Origin of the sequence: Enterobacter sp. MGH 16, from assembly GCF_000493175.1 — a bacterium.
Lineage (GTDB): Bacteria > Pseudomonadota > Gammaproteobacteria > Enterobacterales > Enterobacteriaceae > Enterobacter > Enterobacter roggenkampii.
Map to the genome: position 1 here is coordinate 1911640 of NZ_KI535695.1, position 20379 is coordinate 1932018.

18 protein-coding genes are annotated in these 20379 nt (G+C 55.1%); 6 read left to right on the forward strand and 12 right to left on the reverse strand.

From position 1 onward, the window contains the following. Positions 1–28: 28 nt before the first annotated feature. On the reverse strand, positions 29–1285 hold the full coding sequence (hemA, locus tag L362_RS13710; protein WP_008499512.1) for a glutamyl-tRNA reductase: 1257 nt from the start codon (positions 1283–1285) through the stop codon (positions 29–31). A 201-nt stretch (positions 1286–1486) separates the two neighbouring features. Between hemA and lolB the strand changes: the two genes are divergently transcribed. From lolB to dauA, 4 genes are all read left to right on the forward strand, one after another. Continuing rightward, entirely contained in the window at positions 1487–2098 is a 612-nt protein-coding gene (gene lolB, locus L362_RS13705) for a lipoprotein insertase outer membrane protein LolB (protein WP_023344365.1), read from the forward strand. Beyond that, the gene (gene ispE, locus L362_RS13700; protein WP_008499510.1) at positions 2095–2964 is read left to right on the forward strand and encodes a 4-(cytidine 5'-diphospho)-2-C-methyl-D-erythritol kinase; all 870 of its coding nucleotides are present in this window, start codon (positions 2095–2097) and stop codon (positions 2962–2964) included. Before lolB ends, ispE begins: the two co-directional genes overlap by 4 nt. Positions 2965–3089: 125 nt before the next feature. Next, complete coding sequence (gene prs, locus L362_RS13695; RefSeq protein ID WP_003856663.1) at positions 3090–4037, forward strand: ribose-phosphate diphosphokinase; 948 nt, start codon at positions 3090–3092, stop codon at positions 4035–4037. Positions 4038–4161: 124 nt separating this feature from the next. Next, positions 4162–5841: a C4-dicarboxylic acid transporter DauA gene (gene dauA / locus L362_RS13690; protein WP_021240363.1), complete on the forward strand. Its 1680-nt coding sequence runs from the start codon at positions 4162–4164 to the stop codon at positions 5839–5841. Here the strand turns inward: dauA and L362_RS13685 are convergent. Together L362_RS13685 and ychH are read right to left on the reverse strand one after the other, a co-directional pair. Then, a complete protein-coding gene (locus L362_RS13685; RefSeq protein WP_023344366.1) occupies positions 5827–6885 on the reverse strand; it encodes a MerR family transcriptional regulator in 1059 nt (352 codons plus the stop codon). The two genes, dauA and L362_RS13685, sit on opposite strands and share 15 nt — an antisense overlap. A gap of 120 nt (positions 6886–7005) precedes the next feature. Next, positions 7006–7281 (reverse strand): stress-induced protein YchH, encoded by a 276-nt coding sequence (gene ychH / locus L362_RS13680; protein ID WP_008499505.1) that lies wholly within the window; start codon positions 7279–7281, stop codon positions 7006–7008. A 274-nt stretch (positions 7282–7555) separates the two neighbouring features. Here ychH and pth point away from each other — a divergent pair, with 274 nt between their 5' ends. Further along, the gene (pth, locus tag L362_RS13675; RefSeq protein WP_023336005.1) at positions 7556–8140 is read left to right on the forward strand and encodes an aminoacyl-tRNA hydrolase; all 585 of its coding nucleotides are present in this window, start codon (positions 7556–7558) and stop codon (positions 8138–8140) included. A gap of 126 nt (positions 8141–8266) precedes the next feature. Further along, a complete protein-coding gene (ychF, locus tag L362_RS13670) occupies positions 8267–9361 on the forward strand; it encodes a redox-regulated ATPase YchF (protein WP_003856650.1) in 1095 nt (364 codons plus the stop codon). Positions 9362–9421: 60 nt separating this feature from the next. Here the strand turns inward: ychF and L362_RS13665 are convergent, their stop codons facing one another. From L362_RS13665 to L362_RS13630, 9 genes are all read right to left on the reverse strand, one after another. Further along, positions 9422–9844: a hypothetical protein gene (locus L362_RS13665; protein ID WP_032638008.1), complete on the reverse strand. Its 423-nt coding sequence runs from the start codon at positions 9842–9844 to the stop codon at positions 9422–9424. Between the two features lie 116 nt (positions 9845–9960). Next, positions 9961–10302 (reverse strand): hypothetical protein, encoded by a 342-nt coding sequence (locus L362_RS24930; protein WP_230469168.1) that lies wholly within the window; start codon positions 10300–10302, stop codon positions 9961–9963. Between the two features lie 367 nt (positions 10303–10669). Then, a complete protein-coding gene (locus tag L362_RS13660) occupies positions 10670–11329 on the reverse strand; it encodes an Imm43 family immunity protein (protein WP_023344369.1) in 660 nt (219 codons plus the stop codon). Beyond that, a complete protein-coding gene (locus L362_RS13655; RefSeq protein WP_023344370.1) occupies positions 11329–15717 on the reverse strand; it encodes an RHS repeat-associated core domain-containing protein in 4389 nt (1462 codons plus the stop codon). The genes L362_RS13660 and L362_RS13655 overlap by 1 nt, the downstream gene beginning before the upstream one ends. Positions 15718–15720: 3 nt before the next feature. Beyond that, the gene (locus L362_RS13650; RefSeq protein ID WP_023344371.1) at positions 15721–16161 is read right to left on the reverse strand and encodes a DcrB-related protein; all 441 of its coding nucleotides are present in this window, start codon (positions 16159–16161) and stop codon (positions 15721–15723) included. 75 nt (positions 16162–16236) lie between these two features. Beyond that, positions 16237–17313, reverse strand: coding sequence for a hypothetical protein (locus L362_RS13645; protein WP_023344372.1), 1077 nt, complete (start codon positions 17311–17313; stop codon positions 16237–16239). 9 nt (positions 17314–17322) lie between these two features. Then, entirely contained in the window at positions 17323–17883 is a 561-nt protein-coding gene (locus tag L362_RS13640) for a hypothetical protein (protein ID WP_023344373.1), read from the reverse strand. A 63-nt stretch (positions 17884–17946) separates the two neighbouring features. Then, entirely contained in the window at positions 17947–18444 is a 498-nt protein-coding gene (locus tag L362_RS13635) for a hypothetical protein (RefSeq protein WP_229020386.1), read from the reverse strand. Continuing rightward, positions 18437–20359, reverse strand: coding sequence for a type VI secretion system Vgr family protein (locus L362_RS13630; protein WP_023344375.1), 1923 nt, complete (start codon positions 20357–20359; stop codon positions 18437–18439). Before L362_RS13630 ends, L362_RS13635 begins: the two co-directional genes overlap by 8 nt. Positions 20360–20379 lie beyond the last annotated feature (20 nt).

Here is a 20379-nt window from a genome sequence, read left to right on the forward strand (position 1 = left end):
CCTTGTCTTAGAAAATGGGTATAGGGCGCTATTCCAGCCCGAGGCTGTTGCGCAGAATAGTCAGGCGTTCATCATCCCCGTCACGGGCAGCCTGCTGAAGAGATTTGGTTGGGGCATGAATCAGGCGGTTAGTCAGTTTCCACGCCAGATCCTGCATAATAGCCTGCGCATCGCCGCCCTGCTCCAGGGCCGCTAACGCTTTGGCAGTCAGGTCATCACGCACCTGCTCCGCCTGCCCGCGGTACTCGCGGATGGTCTCGCTGACGCTTTGCGCGCGCAGCCAGGCCATAAACTCACTGGTTTCCTGCTCGACAATGGTTTCTGCCTGCACTGCCGCCGCTTTACGCTGCGCGAGGTTGTGCGAAATGATGCTTTGCAGGTCATCTACGCTGTAAAGATAGGCGTTAGCCAGCTTGCCGACTTCTGGCTCCACATCGCGCGGGACGGCGATATCCACCAGCAGCATCGGCTGATTACGGCGGGACTTCAGCGCGCGCTCCACCATCCCTTTGCCGATAATCGGCAGCGGGCTGGCGGTCGAACTGATAATAATGTCCGCCTCCTTCAGGCGTTCATCGATGTCGCTCAGGGCAACCACCTCTGCCCCCACTTCATCCGCCAGCACCTGCGCGCGTTCGCGGGTGCGGTTAGCGATAATCATCTTTTTCACTTTATGCTCGCGCAGATGGCGCGCCACAAGTTCGATGGTTTCGCCCGCGCCCACCAGCATCACGGTGACGGTGGAGAGGGATTCAAAGATTTGGCGTGCAAGGGTGCAGGCCGCGAAAGCAACAGAAACCGCACTGGCACCAATGTCGGTTTCGGTTCGCACACGCTTCGCCACGGAGAAGGACTTCTGGAACATACGCTCCAGCTCGCTGGCCTTCAGATGCCCTTTTTGCGAATCCGCAAAGGCTTTTTTCACCTGACCGAGAATTTGCGGCTCGCCCAGCACCAGCGAATCCAGCCCGCTGGCCACGCGCATCAGATGGCTGACGGCATCATTGTCCTGATGCCAGTACAGGCTGTTGCGCAGCTCGTCTTCATTGAGATTGTGGTAGTCGCATAGCCAGCGGATCAGCGCTTCGTGCAGGTTGTCCTGCTCTTCCACGCTTAAATAGAGCTCGGTACGGTTGCACGTCGAGAGCACCACGCCACCCTGCACCATAGGCTGTGCAAGCAGGCTGTCCAGCGCCAGGTCGAGCGTATCTGGCGAAAACGTTACGCGTTCTCGCAGCGAAACCGGGGCTGTTTTGTGGTTGATACCGAGTGCTAATAGGGTCATGTTGAGCGGGAGTAGTACCAGCGTTAATAAGGTTAGCAGAACGCATCATACAGGATGCGCGAGATCAATAAAAGAGACAGCCCCCTTTCGGAGTAATAGGTTACACAACGCTTTGAGATAATTTGAACGTAGACGGTAGCCCCCTTCGACGCTAGCATTAACAGTTATAACTGCAACGTATCTCAAGGATTTGTCCTCATTATGACCCGACTGATTCGCCTGCTGCCCCTGACGGCACTGGTTCTGACCGCGTGTACCGTCACCCAACCAAAAGGCCCGGGCAAAAGCCCTGATTCACCCCAGTGGCGTCAGCACCAGCAGGACGTCCGTAATTTGAGCCAGTACCAGACCCGCGGCGCCTTCGCCTACCTCTCTGATGAGCAAAAAGTGTATGCCCGTTTCTTCTGGCAGCAGACGGGTCAGGACAACTATCGCCTGCTGCTGCTGAACCCGCTGGGCAGCACCGAGCTGGAGCTTATCGCGAAACCGGGCGAAGCGCAGATCACCGATAACAAAGGCCAGCACTACACCGCAACCGATGCCGAAGAGATGATTGGCAAGCTGACCGGAATGCCTATCCCGCTGAACAGTCTGCGCCAGTGGATCCTCGGCCTGCCGGGTGACGCCACCGACTACACGCTTGACGATCAGTACCGTCTAAGCCAGGTGAACTACACCCAGAACGGCAAAACCTGGAAAGTGGTGTACAGCGACTATGACAGCAAGAGTAAACCGTCGCTGCCATCGAACATGGAACTGACCCAGGGCAGCCAGCGCATCAAGCTGAAAATGGACAACTGGATCGTTAAATGATGACCCACTGGCCCTCTCCGGCAAAACTGAATCTGTTTTTATACATTACCGGCCAGCGCGCTGACGGCTATCACACCCTGCAGACGCTGTTTCAGTTTATTGACTATGGCGACACAATTTCTATCGAACTGCGCCAGGACGGGCAGATTTGCCTCCTGACGCCGGTCGACGGCGTGGCGCATGAGGACAACCTGATTGTGCGCGCTGCGCGTCTGCTGATGAACGCTGCAGCGGAATCGGGTCGTCTGCCGGCGGGAAGCGGTGCGGACATCCGTATCGAGAAACGTCTGCCGATGGGCGGCGGCTTGGGCGGAGGCTCATCCAACGCCGCTACCGTGCTGGTTGCCCTGAACCACCTTTGGGGCTGTGGGCTGTCGCAGGACGAACTGGCCGCCTTAGGCTTGAGGCTGGGTGCGGATGTCCCGGTGTTTGTGCGCGGTCATGCGGCCTTTGCTGAGGGCGTGGGCGAAATCCTCTCCCCGGTCAACCCGCCGGAAAAATGGTATCTGGTTGCTCACCCCGGCGTGAGCATTCCGACCCCGGTCATCTTTAAAGATCCTGACCTGAAAAGAAATACCCCGATTCGGTCAATAGAAACGTTATTAAATTGTGAATTCAGCAACGATTGCGAGGATATCGCAAGAAAACGTTTTCGCGAGGTTGATGCGGTGCTTTCCTGGCTGTTAGAATACGCGCCGTCGCGCCTGACTGGTACAGGGGCCTGTGTCTTTGCTGAATTTGACACCGAATCCGCCGCTCGTCAGGTGCTTGAGCAAGCGCCGGTTTGGCTGCATGGTTTTGTAGCGCGTGGGATGAACATTTCCCCCCTACAGCAGGCCATTCTGGCGCAGACTGAGTTTCGGTGACAACGTCACCCTGTTCCAGACGTTGCATCGCGCTCTTTAATACACCGCCTGGATAGCCTTTGCCTGGCCCGCACAGTTTACGGCGAACGCTATCCACCACTGGACGCATGCCTGAGGTTCTTCTCGTGCCTGATATGAAGCTTTTTGCTGGTAACGCCACCCCGGAACTAGCACAACGTATTGCCAACCGCCTGTACACTTCCCTCGGCGACGCCGCTGTAGGTCGCTTTAGCGACGGCGAAGTCAGCGTACAAATTAACGAAAATGTACGCGGTGGTGATATTTTCATCATCCAGTCCACCTGTGCTCCAACGAACGACAACCTGATGGAACTGGTTGTTATGGTCGACGCCCTGCGTCGCGCTTCCGCAGGCCGTATCACTGCTGTAATCCCTTACTTCGGCTATGCCCGCCAGGACCGTCGCGTCCGTTCCGCGCGTGTGCCAATTACCGCGAAAGTTGTCGCTGACTTCCTGTCCAGCGTTGGCGTTGACCGCGTACTGACCGTTGACCTGCACGCAGAGCAGATCCAGGGATTCTTCGACGTCCCGGTTGATAACGTATTCGGCAGCCCAATCCTGCTGGAAGACATGCTGCAGCTGAACCTGGATAACCCAATCGTGGTTTCTCCGGACATCGGCGGCGTGGTACGTGCCCGTGCTATCGCTAAGCTGCTGAACGATACCGACATGGCGATCATCGACAAACGTCGTCCGCGCGCTAACGTTTCTCAGGTGATGCACATCATCGGTGACGTGGCTGGCCGCGACTGCGTGCTGGTTGACGATATGATCGATACCGGCGGTACGCTGTGTAAAGCGGCTGAAGCGCTGAAAGAGCGTGGTGCCAAGCGCGTATTCGCTTACGCGACCCACCCGATCTTCTCCGGCAATGCCGTAAACAACCTGCGCAACTCCGTCATTGACGAAGTTGTAGTATGCGATACCATCCCACTGAGCGACGAGATCAAGGCACTGCCAAACGTGCGTACCCTGACCCTGTCCGGGATGCTGGCCGAAGCGATTCGTCGTATCAGCAACGAAGAATCCATCTCTGCAATGTTCGAACACTAATCGAACACGGCCGAAAAACCCGCTGCGGCGGGTTTTTTTGTCTCTGGGTTTTATTTGTATGATTAATGCCTCCTTCACCTGCCATTCACATGACAGATGATGCGCATACGGATGATAGATAATTGTGAAAAACGTAACCTCCTCACATGTTCTGCCCTTTCGCGCCCTCATCGACGCCTGCTGGAAAGAGAAGTACACCTCGTCACGTTTTATCCGTGACCTGATTGCCGGGATCACCGTCGGCATTATTGCCATCCCGCTGGCGATGGCGCTGGCGATTGGCAGCGGCGTTGCGCCGCAGTACGGCCTGTACACCTCGGCCGTGGCCGGGATCGTCATCGCTCTGACCGGCGGCTCACGCTTCAGCGTCTCCGGCCCGACCGCCGCCTTTGTGGTGATCCTCTACCCCGTTTCGCAGCAGTTTGGTCTGGCTGGCCTGCTGGTCGCCACCCTGATGTCCGGCGTCTTTTTGATTCTGTTTGGTCTGGCCCGCTTTGGGCGGCTGATTGAGTACATCCCCCTTTCCGTCACGCTGGGGTTCACCTCGGGGATTGGGATCACCATCGGAACCATGCAGATCAAGGATTTCCTCGGCCTGCAAATGCCCCATGTTCCGGAGCACTATTTACAGAAAGTGGGTGCGCTGTTTATGGCGCTTCCGACGGCCAACCTGGGCGACGCCGCCATCGGGATTGTGACGCTCGGAACACTGATCGTCTGGCCTCGTCTGGGTATCCGTCTGCCCGGCCATCTTCCCGCGCTGCTGCTGGGCTGCGCGGTGATGGCTGTCGTCAATATGTTCGGCGGCCATGTCGCCACTATCGGCTCGCAGTTCCACTATGTTCTGGCGGACGGTTCGCAGGGGAGCGGCATTCCGCAGCTGCTGCCGCAGCTGGTGCTGCCGTGGGATATGCCCGGATCCAGCTTTACCTTAAGCTGGGATTCCCTGCGCGCCCTGCTTCCCGCCGCGTTCTCGATGGCGATGCTGGGGGCGATTGAATCCCTGCTCTGCGCCGTCGTTCTGGACGGGATGACCGGCACCAAGCACAAAGCCAACAGCGAGCTGGTTGGTCAGGGGTTAGGGAACCTCATCGCACCGTTCTTTGGTGGTATTACCGCCACGGCAGCCATCGCCCGTTCTGCGGCCAACGTGCGCGCGGGTGCAACGTCACCCGTTTCGGCAGTTATCCACTCCCTGCTGGTGATCCTCGCCCTGCTGATCCTCGCCCCACTGCTCTCCTGGCTACCGCTTTCCGCCATGGCCGCCCTGCTGCTGATGGTGGCCTGGAACATGAGTGAGGCGCACAAGGTGGTAAACCTGCTGCGTCGGGCGCCGAAAGACGACATCATCGTGATGCTGATCTGCATGTCGCTGACCGTGCTGTTCGATATGGTTATCGCCATCAGCGTCGGAATCGTGCTGGCTTCCCTGCTGTTTATGCGCCGTATTGCGCAAATGACGCGCCTCTCCCCGGTTAACGTGGAGGTGCCTGACGATGTGCTGGTTCTGCGCGTGATTGGCCCGCTGTTCTTCGCCGCGGCGGAAGGTCTGTTCAGCGATCTGGAGTCTCGCATCGCGGGTAAACGGGTTGTGGTGCTAAAATGGGATGCCGTACCGGTGCTGGATGCTGGCGGCCTGGACGCCTTCCAGCGCTTTGTGAAACGTCTGCCTGAAGGCTGTGAGCTGCGGGTGAGTAACCTCGAATTCCAGCCCCTGCGCACCATGGCGCGTGCGGGCGTGCAGCCGATCCCTGGCCGCCTTGCCTTTTATCCTAACCGTGAAGCCGCGTTAGCGGATCTGTGAGCCGCCTGATGCAGAGAAACGTCTCTGCATCATCACCCCGATCGCCTGCTGGAGCCATGCAAGCACGGCAGGCGTCATCCAGGTTCCCTTCATCAGATGCGGCTCCTGCTGCATGGCCGTGCGAAACTTTTGCTGGGTCTCCGGGTTGGTGCCCGCGTACGACTGGAACAGCGCCAGCCAGTTTTCGGCAAGCTTTTGGGCATCGTCAGAGGCGGGGTCGAGATTTTCCCGCTGCGCCTGATGCAGCTTCGCCACCAGCGGCGGCCACTCCATCATGCGATCAAAGTAGTGCTTCCGCGTAAAGGCCATCTCTTCGGGAGTAAGGTACTTCTCCCATATGCTGAGCTTGGATTCCGCAAACGCGCGCGTAATGTAATCCGTCATCTCCGGCGTGATGCCGGTCTGCACCTGCATCTGTGGCTCTACGCTGTGCATCTCGTTCAGCCGGGTAAGAAACTCCGGTTTGCCCGCCGTGTCCTGCTCCAGGCGCTCCATCCAGCGCGTCGCCAGGTCCTTCGCCCTCTCGTCCGTAACGGGTATATGGTGCTCCAGCAGCGCGTTGGCCTCTGCCACCAGCCCTGACCAGATAGCCGACAGCGCGTCCTTCTGCACCGCAAACGGCAGCTGCTGTAACTCTTCTTTGCTAAACCAGCGATCGTACATATTCATCAACTCCAGAGTCTGTAGCCAGGATCCCAGGTCCGGCGTCGCATCGTCGAGAAGCCCGTTACGCAGTTCGACCAGCCGGTCGCGCAGCGTATGTATGCTGCGCAGCTGTTTATCCAGCAGCGTGATTTGCGCATCGAGTAACTCGGTTAACGACAGCGACTCCTGTTCAAGAAAATCCCTGATTTCAGCAAGTTCCAGCCCCGCTTTTGCCAGCGCCTGGATCATGTGCAGACGCTGGACATCCGCCAGGTTGTAAAGCCGGTAACCTGCCGCGCTTCTGGCAGAAGGCAGCAACACTCCTGTTTGCTCATAGTGATGCAATGTGCGTACGGTGATACCGGCCCGTTTCGCCAGTTCCCCCACCTGAATCAACATAACTGCTCCTTTTCTTTGCCAGTGCCGCCACTCTGGCGCCTTACGTTACGTGAGGGTCAACCCTTGATGCAAAAAAAAACGACTCCCAGGGAGTCGTTTCGGTATTCTTTCGTCATGGCACTAGCTGTGCTTATGCTGATCTCGACGGCAGCGTTTGTCGTAGTGGCGCACCCACCAGTATTTATCGCAGACTTCCTCATGTCCGCTCACGCGCGCGCCGGCGAGCCACAATACCGCACCGAGGAAGATGCTCAGTACCGCGCCATGCGCGAAGTATTGCGGAAGATCAAGCTGCGGCAGCTGGTTTAATATGGAATAACCTACGCCGACGACCATCACAAACAGCCCCAAACCCATCAGCACGTTACCGAGTAGCGAAGCGTTTTTGCGTTTCATGTGTCACCTCCGGAACTTTGGGTTGTCAGGGGAAAAGCCCCTAATCCTTGTGTGTAAAGTATAGACAACGCTCCTTTTATGAGTTGCGTGAATGATCACAATTACAGATAACGCCCAGACAAAAGTTTACAAATAACACGTTGAACAGCTTGAAATTCTAATTGTTCAGGTAAGTAATTATTCGTATTTCGCTGAGACGATCGCAGAATTTTGTCAAGCGGCGCGCCAGACAGTAAACTACGCGCCAGATCTGGAACCCATTAGGAATTGAATCGTGACGATTAAACTGATTGTCGGCCTCGCCAACCCGGGCGCAGAATATGCGGCTACCCGCCACAATGCCGGGGCATGGTACGTCGATCTGCTGGCCGAGCGGTTACGTGCTCCCCTGCGTGAAGAACCTAAATTCTTCGGGTATACCTCACGTATCAACCTTGCTGGCGCGGATGTTCGCCTGCTGGTCCCCACCACGTTTATGAATCTGAGTGGTAAAGCCGTGGCGGCGATGGCAACGTTTTATCGCATTAATCCGGATGAAATTCTGGTCGCCCACGATGAGCTGGATCTTCCCCCTGGCGTGGCAAAATTCAAGCTGGGCGGCGGGCACGGTGGTCACAACGGTCTTAAAGACATCATCAGCAAGCTGGGCAATAACCCGAATTTCCACCGTTTGCGCGTGGGAATCGGCCATCCGGGCGATAAAAACAAAGTTGTCGGTTTCGTGCTCGGTAAGCCCCCGGTTTCCGAACAGAAACTGATTGACGAGGCGGTAGACGAAGCGGCGCGCTGCACGGAAATCTGGCTGAAAGACGGCTTAACCAAAGCGACAAACCGCTTACACGCTTTCAAAGCGCAATAATCCGCCCAATACGGCTTTTTTACCGCGCGTCATGCGGGTTACGTGTATAATAGGCGTAGTTATTTACTTTTCATCAATCGGTTATCCTTAACGGATTGATTATCAAGATATTAAGGTGATTTAGAAATGGGATTCAAATGCGGTATCGTCGGTCTGCCAAACGTGGGCAAATCCACCCTGTTTAACGCGCTTACCAAAGCGGGTATCGAAGCGGCGAACTTCCCGTTCTGTACCATCGAACCGAACACCGGCGTTGTGCCAATGCCTGATCCGCGTCTGGACCAGCTCGCGGAAATCGTGAAGCCGCAGCGCATTCTGCCAACCACCATGGAATTCGTGGACATCGCGGGCCTGGTAAAAGGCGCATCCAAAGGTGAAGGTCTGGGTAACCAGTTCCTGACCAACATTCGTGAAACCGAAGCGATCGGCCACGTTGTGCGCTGCTTCGAGAACGACAACATCATCCACGTCAACAACAAAGTGGATCCGGCTGACGACATCGACGTCATCAACACCGAGCTGGCGCTCTCTGACCTCGACACCTGCGAACGTGCAATTCACCGCGTGCAGAAGAAAGCCAAAGGCGGTGACAAGGACGCGAAAGCGGAACTGGCTGCGCTGGAAAAATGTCTGCCACAGCTGGAAAACGCCGGCATGCTGCGCGCGCTGAAAAACCTGACTGACGAAGACAAGGCGGCGATCAAATACCTGAGCTTCCTGACCCTGAAGCCAACCATGTACATCGCCAACGTTAACGAAGACGGTTTCGAGAACAACCCGTACCTCGACAAAGTGCGTGAAATCGCGGCGGCAGAAGGTTCTGTGGTTGTTGCCGTGTGCGCGGCCGTTGAATCCGATATCGCCGAGCTGGACGATGCCGACCGTGAAGAGTTCATGGCCGAGCTGGGTCTGGAAGAGCCGGGCCTGAACCGCGTGATCCGCGCAGGCTATGAGCTGCTGAACCTGCAGACCTACTTCACCGCTGGCGTGAAGGAAGTGCGTGCGTGGACGATTCCTGTGGGTGCGACTGCGCCTCAGGCGGCCGGTAAGATCCACACCGACTTCGAGAAAGGCTTTATTCGTGCGCAGACTATCGCGTTTGAAGACTTCATCACCTACAAGGGTGAGCAAGGCGCGAAAGAAGCAGGCAAGATGCGTGCGGAAGGGAAAGATTACATCGTTAAAGATGGCGACGTGATGAACTTCCTGTTTAACGTTTGATTGGTTTTGAATGAAAAAAAATCCACGCTTTGGCGTGGATTTTTTTATAGCGTAACGAACTTATCCCCTCTTGCGCAGATAGAACTCTAGATATTTTTTAGGTCTATCCTGAAACGCACGCTCTTTGCCGTAGTTATAAGCATCGTTAAAATATTTATACGCTTCCTCGAATTGATTCAACTCATAACAGACCATGCCGAGATCGATTAAGGGTGCAGTGTCTATATCCGATCCACGTGTCCGTAATGTCGTCTCTCCCCATTTCTTTGCCTCAGCGTAATCCGCGAGATCAAAATATGCGCCGTACATGCAGGCAGAGATCCAGTTGGCAAATTCAGATTCGAGCTTTGGTCCAGGAAGAGCTTGCCAGGCTTTTTGGTATTGCTCTAAAGCCTCGGCGTATTTTTGGTTGCCGTGAAACTCGTTTCCTTTTTGTACAAGAGATGTAACTTTTTCATCAAATTTATCGAAACCGTTTTTCATATTTTTATTCATTATCAATCGAAAAGAGACCTCCTTGCCTATATAAAAGTGGATTTAAGCGAAAAATGTTGTCAGAAGCAAGGAGGGTTCTAAAAGTGTTAGTTTTTATTATTAACCTAGTCAAAAAAGAATTGCTTAAAGCCTTCTGCCTCAACATCCTTTAGCTTGTTTTTTAGCATTAAATCGATATCTTTCAGAAAGTCCTCTCTAAAATTAAAATCATCAGCTGTAACATCACCATCATATTTACTTTGTTCTATCTCAATGGCAGAACAAAAAGAATCCAAAAAGTCAGCTAAGGAACTGGAAATGATGAAATTTCTTTTTTGGATACTACCATAAACTGGAGAGGTTATATTTTTGGTATCACAAAAAAGAACATCTCCATTTCTTTCAGCAAAGATTACATAATCATCGTGCCAAGCCGTATCATTTTGAACTCTCCAGCCTGATAACATTTCTTTTAGCTCTTGGGACTCAACAATCTGTATAAAGAAGGCACCATCAAATGTTGGGTGGTCATTTAAAATCAAATGGCTATAAAAAATCGAATTTCACCATTTAAATTTACAGGAAAAGAAATTTCATTCTCATCGTCTGTATATACTATCTCTCCCATATTTAAATCATTCATTTTGAATTTGTTAACAAAGTCTTGGATAGTATTTTTTATATGCATTATTCCTCTTTAAGAGTTAACATTATTGGCTACTCTTAAAATTACTATGACCCATAGTTGAAAAATGTACCCATAATCCAAAGAACTTCTTCGCGCCATTAAAAAAGAAAAACAAAGAATCAATAATGGCACGACACCCTTCAATATTAAGGTAGTTTATTGCCCTTTCTTTTACGATTTGAGTCTATTTCGTAGAAATAATCTTCACAGAAAACGTCTAAAGCATTTTCCAGTGGAACAAGTTTCACCCCCCGGAATCCTTTACTTTCTATAACTTCCTTGACCTCTTGTTTAACAATAATAAAACCACCTAACAATGTGTCGTTCAACGAAAGTATATCATATTCAAGCGCATCATCATTGAATTCAATTTTAAAAGGTATGATATCTCCGAACTTATCCTCTTCGAGAATAGATTTATCCTCATCTATAACATCGCCGCCTGGAAAATATACATATTTAAAATCATCCCGAAGAACTTGACCATTCCCAATCGAAACTGGTGTTATATCTCGGCCAAAAAAAACATTGTGCTTATAATTTTCAAAAATTGAAAATAAAGACTTACCCATCAAGTGTCCAAAGTCTTTTTTATAATAGTCAAATTTCAAAGCCCCAACATTTTTATTGCACAACAAATAAATACGGTCTGGGCATGCATCGTCTGTTATTCGATAAGGGAAGGAAAATGCAGAGCCTTCTATTTCCCAGTTTTCATTGATCTGTAATCTTTCATCAACCATGCCCTGTAAATTTCTTGGCATGAGTGATGATTCAAAGTCATTCATGATCACATAATAGGACATTAATTCATTCTCCTGCATTTTGTTGTGGGAACATGTCCCATCCAAATTTTATTCTTCATATCAATCTGGATCCGCCTTATAGCTATCCTCGCCCCTTTAGCATCCAATCTTCCAGAATTATATCGTTGCTCAACACGAGCAATGCGCTGACGGACAATGTCACTATAGTTATGATGATTACTACTATGGAAAACATCCATACCTTTCCCTGCATCTTGTTTCATCGCTGATGCACTACCTGGAACATGAATACCATTAAATGCAGAGTTCATGTCTTTTCCGATACCAATATTATTGAAGAATGATTGGTTCTCTTTCCACACCTCAACGGGTATAACATGGTGAGCAGAAAGTCTATCACCAACTTTACCAGCCATAGCTTTATCTAATATACCGCTATTAGATAGCCCCCACGGATCCACCCACCCCAGCGCATTCGGCGCATACTGGTAAAGGTTTATTCCCCCCGCCAGCCCTATCGGGTCCTGCTGCGTAAACCTTCCGCAGTCCGGGTCATAATACCGGAACAGATTGTAGTGCAGCCCTGTCTCACGGTCCAGGTATTGCCCCTGCATGCGCAGGTTCTGAGAATATCCTGATATCTGCGTCTCGCTTTCCCGCAGCAGCTTGCCCCAGGCGCCGTTCACACCTTCCCAGCGTACCTGCCCTTCGATATCCGTCATCCGCTCCGGCGTGCCGTTGGGCTGGCAGTGGAACCAGAAAATCTCCGGGGCATCAACGCCGTCAATACGCGCCAGCGGGTCGTAACTGTCCTGATCGCTGTAAACGTAGGTCAGCGGCACATCCCCGTGCACCTCCTGCAGCAGGCGGAACCCTTCCCAGACAAACCGGGTGGTGACCGGCTTGCCGGTTGGCTGTCCGCCCAGCATCTGGCGGCGCGTTTTGCTGATGCGGCGACCGAGCGGATCGTAGCGGAAGCTGACCTGCGTCTGCGGTTTGTTGCGATCCCGCGGCTGGCTGATGACTTCCGTCAGGCGATGTTCGCCGTCGTAGCGGTAGTGCCAGCGGGTCTGGCCGTTATCCTTTTCAACGGTGCGGCCGTGGATGTCATAACGCCAGCGAATGCCGTTCAGCTGCGTCAGGCGGTTGTGTGTAACCTTCTCAGCAGATCCGTAGAGCGGGTTACCGGCTGCATCCCAGCGCCACTGCTCCTGACCCGGCAGCGTGCCGTCCTGAACGAGCAGGCGCCCGGCGCTGTCGTACTGCCAGCGGTACCAGCTGAACGGGTTATCGTCCCGCTCTTCGCGCACCAGATTATTGCGGTAGTCGTAATCCCAGCGGCGGGACCAGCGGCGCGGCGACGGGCGTTGCGCATTGCCGGTAAAGACGTCCCGGCGGTGCAGTCGGCCGAGGCGGTCGTACTCGCTGCGGGTGGTCAACAGCCCCTGGGTGCGGCTGGTCTCACGGTGGAGTTCGTCGCGAGTAAAATCGGAGACCGACAGCTTATCGAGAGCAATGCTGAGCAAATGCCCGCTGCCGTAGTAGAACTGCTTCAGCTCGCGACCATCGGGCAGCGTGACGGAGGTGCGGTTGCCCAGCGCGTCATACTCCCACGCCAGCTCACCGTGCTCGCCCGCTTCGCGCGTCACGCGACCGAGCGCGTCATACTCAAAGGCGAGCTCCTGCTCTGCCTCGGTGGTCCACGCGTCGGCTGAAAGCGCAGGATGCAGACCAATCCGGCTTAATAGCCCGGACGGCGTGTAATGGTAGCGGGTCTGCCCTTCCGGCGTGGTGCGGGCGACCAGCTGGCCGCTCGCGCTCCAGGCGAAGGCGTGGGTAATAGCCTCCGGATGACCGGCGGCAAAGGTGCGCGCAATCGTGCGCCCGCAGGCATCATAGCGATACTGCGAGGCTACGCCATCGAGCCCCACCTCTTCCAGCAGCAGCGAGTCTGGCCCCCAGCGGAACTGATACGCTTCGCCGTTCTCGTTTTCCAGGGCAATCAGACGCCCGCGGCTGTCCCAGCGGCGTCGCACTTCTTCACCCTGCGTATTACGGGTGGCGGTTAAGCGCCCCGCCTCGTCGTATCTGAACTCACTTTCTTTCCCGTCAGCACCCGCATGCTTCACCGGCAGGCCACGTTCGTTCCATTTGAGCGATTCCGTCCAGCCTTCCGGGCGATCGAGCTGCACCGGACGCCCTGCGGCGTCGTAGCGGTAGCGCGTCTCTTCACCGTCGGCGCCAGTCTCAGCCACCAGCCAGCCCAGCGGATGATAGCGATAGCGGGTAATACGCCCGGAACAGTCCGTCGAACGGACAATCTGCCCGGCCTCGTTGTACTCCTGGTAGCGGCTGTTGCCTGCGGCATCGACCTCTTCCACGACCTGGCCGAACGCGTCCCGGCGCAGCTGCGTTGTCTGCCCCATCGGGTCCACCACGCGCTTCAGCCCGTGATGTTCGTCGTACCAGAACCGGGTGGCGCTGCCGTCGGCTTCGATAATGGCCGCGGGAAGCGCGCGGTGCTCCAGCCAGGTGGTGGTGCGTGTATTGCCGTCGGCATCGGTCTCCTCCACCCGGTTGCCCATCTCGTCGTAGACGAAGGTGACGGCGTTGCCGAGCGGATCGATGCGACGCGTCAGAAGCTCGTTATCATCCCACTCGTAGCGCCAGTTTTCACCGCGCTCGTCAACGTAGCGGACAATCAGATTCTGCGCGTTCCAGTAGTGGCGGCGCGTCTGACCATCGTAGTGCTCGACGGTCGTCAGCCCGGCGGCCAAATCGTAGCTAAAGCGGCAGCCGTCGCCGGTGCTGGTGCGGTTTTCCACCACGCGCCAGTGGTCGAATTTTTGCCAGCGGTATTCGCTCTCCAGCCCGCCCGGCATCCGGTGCCAGACCATCAGGCCGTGGTCGTTGTAACGGTATTCACGCGTCACCACGCCGGAGGCGTCCGTCGCGCTCGCCAACTGGCCGCGCGCATCGTAGCCCCACTGCATCAGCGGCCAGGTTTGGTTGCCGTCGAAATGGCTGGCTGCGGTCACGCGCAGCGGGAAGCGCTCATCTTCATAGCGCAGGGTGACGTCGATGGCCCGCGGCTCATCATGGATACCAACCAGCCTGCCGTGCTCGTCCCACTCCGTCAGCAACGCGTTGTCGTATTCGTCGCTGAGGGAGGCCAGACGCAGGATGGAGGGATTCGCGCGGGTCGGTTTATACAGACGCCACACCGCGCCGTCATCGTCGGCAATCGCCACGTCGCCGTTCTCATTGCGGCGGATAATGATGCCTTCGCTGATGCTGTAAAACGCGCGGTCGACCGGCGGCAGCTCAAAGCTCAGCTCGCGCCCGGTTTCGTCGAACCAGGTGGCGTTGTTTTCTTCCAGCGCCAGATAGCTGTCAAAGGTCGTTGCCCAGCCCAGGCCAAACAGCCCTTCGCGGGTGGTCAGGCTGTTGTAGCTGCGCTGCCAGCGAAGCGGGAAGCGCCCCGGCAGCGAGAAGTCGAGCTCATCGTCGTCGTTCAGCACCTTCACGCCGGTGGCGGCGTGAACCGGGTGCGAGGAGCCAAACACGGCGTTGACGGCCATATCCGCCAGCATCCCGCCGCCGGCCGCCGCCAGCGCGCAGGGCATGTTTTTCAGGATCTTGCCCGGACGCCCGCGCAGCAGGGAGAGCGCAATCATCCCCAGCGCCAGACCCGGCGTTTTACCGCTTTTGATATCGCGGACCGTGAGCGTGTCCCCGCCGATGATCACGTTCGGGGAGACGTCGTCGGAGACGGTGCCTTCGCAGGTGGTGCGATCTTTCGCACGCACCGCGGGCTGCCCGTTGATGAAGACGCTTTTGGAGCCTTCCGCCAGATACTGCGGCCCGGAGTGCTTTTCACACGCCACCTTGTCCTCTTCCAGCGGCGAGGTCCCCGCGGCGGCAGAGGCGACACTCGGCTGCCACATTTCGCTGCCAAACTGTCCGGCGGCGGAAAGCAGCATGCCCGCGTAATCGGCAAAGCTGCCCGGTGACTGCGGCTCAGGGGACGGTGTATCGGCGGGCGTCAGGGTTCCTGCCGCACGTGCGGCGGGGATTGCGTTGGTCAGTACGTTGTTCGAACCGGTGGTAATTTTACCCGCAGGCGACGGTGGGAAAAGCGCATTGCCTAACCCTTCCGCGGCGTTGCTGATATCGTCGGTGATCCCCGCCACGTTCGCCAGCACGCCACCGATAATCCCGCTTAACAGACAGCTGGACCCAATCGCCGCCACGCCCGCTGCGGCGGCTCCGGCACCAAGGAGTGGCGCGGCGGCCGTAGCCGCCAGCCCCACCGCCGCGCCGATCACCGCATAGGCGGCACCTTCCGCCACGATGCTGGTGATGTCAGCAAAAATGCTGGAGTGAATAATCTCGTCGCCCTTACGGGCCGCGTTGTTATCGCTCATGCCTTACACATTCCGGTTGTCGTTTAGCGTCAGACTCTGCTTAAGCGCGCTCCAGCGCACCTCGTCCTCTTCGGTAAAGGCTCTTAATGCCGAGAGGGTAAAAATCATCAATACCGGTTTGCCCGGCGTCTGCACGGCCAGCTGTTTTTGCCACAGGCGTTGCCCGTTACGGTCAAACGTGGTCTCAACTTCCAGCCCGTTAATTTTTCCGTCTGGACCGGCGTTTACGTCCCGGAATTCGCTCTGGGCGATCTCACCCATCTGAGGACGCAACACATCCCACTGGCGGTGAAACTCTTGTTCGTAGTCGCTGCCATCGGGAATCACGCCGCGGCTGACCACCACGGACAGCCCGCTTTCGTCATCGCGAATGATGTTCATGCTGTTATCCTGCCAGGCAGCAGGAAAAAGGGAAAATGAACCTTCCTGGAGGGTGTATTTCATAAGTGAACTCGGGATGATTAATATTGAGAGAAACATGAAGGCCAATCCATGTTGGCCCTTTGGCTGGCTGTTTTATTATTTACGCCATTGACCTGACTGTTCGACTAAAACATGGCTGCCTTTGCTGACAAGCAATTTCACAGGTGCATACGTCACGGTATAAGCGATCTCGCCATTCTTGTACGTTGAGCCGATTATTTTACCTGCGGGGTCGTGTAACGTTTTTCCCTTTAAGGAGATCGTACTGTTATCGCTTTTGCGCACACCGAGATAAACCATCTGGTCACATTCACCCTCGAAACGCCCGCACTTGTTTATCAGAGAGATAGTGAACTTGTCGGTGTCCAGTTTTCTGGTTTCAGCGTGATGAACCGAAGCGGCTTTCCGTAACGTATAACGCAGCGGAGTATAATCATTTCCTTTTTGTGGAGGCGTTACCAGACGCCATTCCATTTCACTCCCCTTTATTTCCAGAACAGCCCTTCCGCCTGCGCCGCCAAACGATGAGTTGAACTCTACGTTCGCACGGTTTCCCGCGATCGTACCCCTAAGATTTCGCTCATCTTCTTCCGGGCAGTCGATGCGATTCCCTCTCTGGGAGATATAGCAATAAGACCCGGTGATACGGTTGCCTGATTCAGCTAACTGCAGGGTTAACGTCGAGTCGTTGCCAACCCCGCCTGTCCAAACCCCGTCAAACGCAGGTCTCGATTGGCTGTTCGTTGCAAACTGCATCGTATTGAACCTGGCGGCCCATTGCTGTATATCAGCATTAATACCCGGGCTATTATCAGAGGATTGGTAATGGATTACGTCCGACTCCGGAACCACCCAGGCCGCAAAGATTTTGCCATCAGGATTGATGACCAGCGCTGACGCGTTCTCCAGATAAAGATCTTTTAGCCAGCCTTCAACAAACAATCCGCCACCTGCGGTGGTGTGCGGTTCGCCAAAGACGTCAAAGTTATCAATAAAGGTTTGGTAATGATTTCCCAACAGCGTCCTGAGATTGTCTGTCACTTCACTGTCGTTAAGGATGCGACTTACCGTATCGAGCTTATTGTATTGCGATAATTCTAGTGCCGATGACGTTTCAACGACGCCTGTCAATAAAGCCGTGAACAATACGACTGCAACATATTTTTTGGTCATAAATTATTCTTAAGAATTATTGTTGTAATTCATCGTTATTTTTATAACGTTCCCGCCTTTTATCTCAAAAGAAAGCACTTTTTTATCCAATTCGTAGGTAATCCACTGCTCCCCCGCATCATTGTCGACCTGACCGGTACCGTATGCGCTGTTCAGTTCCTTTCTCGTTGAACCCACATGGACACCACGCGGCGTTGCGAAGTTTTCGGCAGTCAGCGTAATCTGCGACACGATATAATCATCAACGCTTCGTTCAGCTTTATCCCACCAGAGATTGGAACTGAATATTTCTAACCCAGCCCTTTGATGCTGGTAGAATTTATAGTTCGTTCCGTCAAAAGGAACCTCACCGACAAAGTTGCCTTCCAACGGCACATCAATTTTACCGGCACTATCAGGAGACCATCGGTCGCCCAATGCGACAGGCTGGTCTTTGATCTGCACAGAAAAATCCCGTTTTGTCAGAACGGGAGGCATTACCTGAGCCAAAACCACATTGCTGCCGAGACAGGTAAACATCAGGACGGAACAAAGAAATATCGGCGTGTGTTTTTTCACGTTAATCGTCATTTATTGAATGTGTATTGCAATTATCACCCTGAAGAAACCGCCAGGACATGAGTGCAGTATTTCTTAGTCTGCGCTAATGACGACTGAACCCAGACAGTGAGGATTTTTCACGGTAAAACTGAAGCTCACCTTTTGTCCATTCATATCTTTTCGGGCTGTATAGCTGGTCACTTCGTTCTCCGAGCGGCCTCGTGGATATTCAGTTAACGTCAGCTGCGGATAATACTTTTTAACGGCATCCAGCGTTATGCATTGACCTGAGGAGGGTGAAAAATTCAGTAAAGGCGCCATGCCGTCGTTATCTTTGCTTAAACGTAACTCAATTGCGGTTATGTTCGTTCCATCAGCGAGTTTGATATCGTCGGCATTGTAGAAATTGATATATTCATTTTGCCTGGTCATTTTAAACGATAACGGCGCATTACTAAGGGTTGTAACGGATAACGTCTTAAGCGATGCACTCATCCCGGAAATAAACATCCAGAGATCCTTTTTCTGCGCGTCTCCTCCAGCCATTCCCGTCGTTAGTAACGCGATAAGCACCGCACCTGCTTTACTCATCTTTGGCCGTAAATTTCGCCTGCACCGCCGCATCAATATCCCCCTTATGCCCCGATCCCGGTGCCGTCGTGCCCGGCTTGGTTCCCGAGGTATTCAGATGCAGCTTACCGCCCGTGGTGATATACCCATCCCCTTCCACGAAGAAGTTAAACTCTTTGCCGATGAGGTTAATCTTGCCGTTAGCATTCAGCTCAATGGCACTCTCACCGGAGACCAGCCGCAGCTTCGTCCCGGAAGCAATGACGTACTGCTCCACCGCCGCATCCAGCTTGCCTTTCCCCGTCAGGATCTCTGTGCCGCCCTTCACCGCCTGAGTCTGATTCGCTTCCACGCGATGCAGTTCATTTTTCTTCACGTAATGGCTGCGCGCTCCGCCGACGCTGTGCGTTTCATCATTTTTAACGCTGGTGTCCATGTTGCGCTCGGCCTGGATCCATACCTGTTCTGCGCCCGCTTTATCCTCAAACCGCAGGGCATTGGCATTGTCCACGGAACCGTCTTTCGTGCGGCTCATAAAGCCCATCTGCGTCGCCGCTGCCGGCAGCGCCCACGGCGGCATGCTCGCGTCGTTGTACACCCGACCGGTAATGATCGGACGGTCCGGATCGCCGTTGATAAAGTCCACCACCACCTCATCGCCGACGCGCGGGATCTGCACCCCGCCGTAGCCCTGGCCCGCCCACGCGCTCGACACGCGCACCCAGCAGGAACTGGTGTCATCGCCCTTCGCCAGACGGTCCCAGTGGAACTTCACCTTCACCCGGCCGTATTTGTCCGTCCAGATACTTTCCCCGCTCGGCCCCACCACTTTCGCCGTCTGCGGGCCGTAGGTGCGCGGCCACGCCGTGCTCTGCGCCGGACGGTAGGCCACTGACGCAGGAATGACCGTGAAGTCGGTCCGGTGAATGGTCTCCCCCTCGCCGCTGGCATAGCGGTTCTCTTCGAGGTGGTAACCCGCCGCCGTGACCAGATACTCACCGTTGTCGCTGAAGAACGGCGCGTTGGTTAAGGTGAAGGTGTGACCGGGCGCAATCCCCGCCGCCGTCGCGGTGGCCTGAATCTGCTGATGCTCCACCTGCCAGCGCTCCTGACGGATGCGGGCATAAAACTCCCCGTGCCCCTTGTCCACAAAGCGACCCGGCCAGTCGTACACGTCGATGCTGCCCGGCTTCGGCGACGCCGGGTTCTGCTGGGCCTGAAACAGCCATGCGTTCGGCTTGCGGAAGTCATAGTCGTCGAGGCTGTAAATCCCCGGCGTCACGCTGTCCTCCAGCGCCCACTGGCTGATGCCCTCTTCGTCCGTACTGCCGCCTGACGGCGTCTGGTGGTACGGAATGACCTCATAGCCGCTGAACGGCTGGTACTGCGTGGCGGCGTCGGTGAGCACCAGGGTGTGCTTGTCCGCCTCATGACGAAAGTGATACGCAATCCCCTCCAGTTCCATCAGGCGGCTGATGAAGTCCAGGCTCGACTCCTGATACTGCACGCAGTAGTCCCACACCCGGTAGCTGCCGGTGAGTTTGTCCTCAACGTTGACCTGATGCTCACCCAGCAGCGTTTTCACAATCTGCGGCACCGTCTGGCCCTGGAAGATACGCAGGTTACGGTCGCGCTTCATCGGCCACAGGTCCGGCTCCACCGTCAGCTGGTACACCGCATAGCGGGTGCCCGTCAGCTCAACGGCGCTGACCGCCACGCGGGTAATTTTTCCGTTAATGTAGCGGGACGTCAGCAGGCTCTGCATCGGGATGGTCACCGTGACCGGCTGGCCCAGCAGCTTACTGCGGTCAATGCGCGCGTCCGTGCCGAGCACGGTCAGCGTCAGCGCGAACGACTCGGACATCGCCTCGCGGCCCGTCAGTTTCCAGAACAGAAGCCCCTCCACCGGGAGCTGAACGGTAATTCGGTTGAGCATAATCTTTATTCCACTATGGA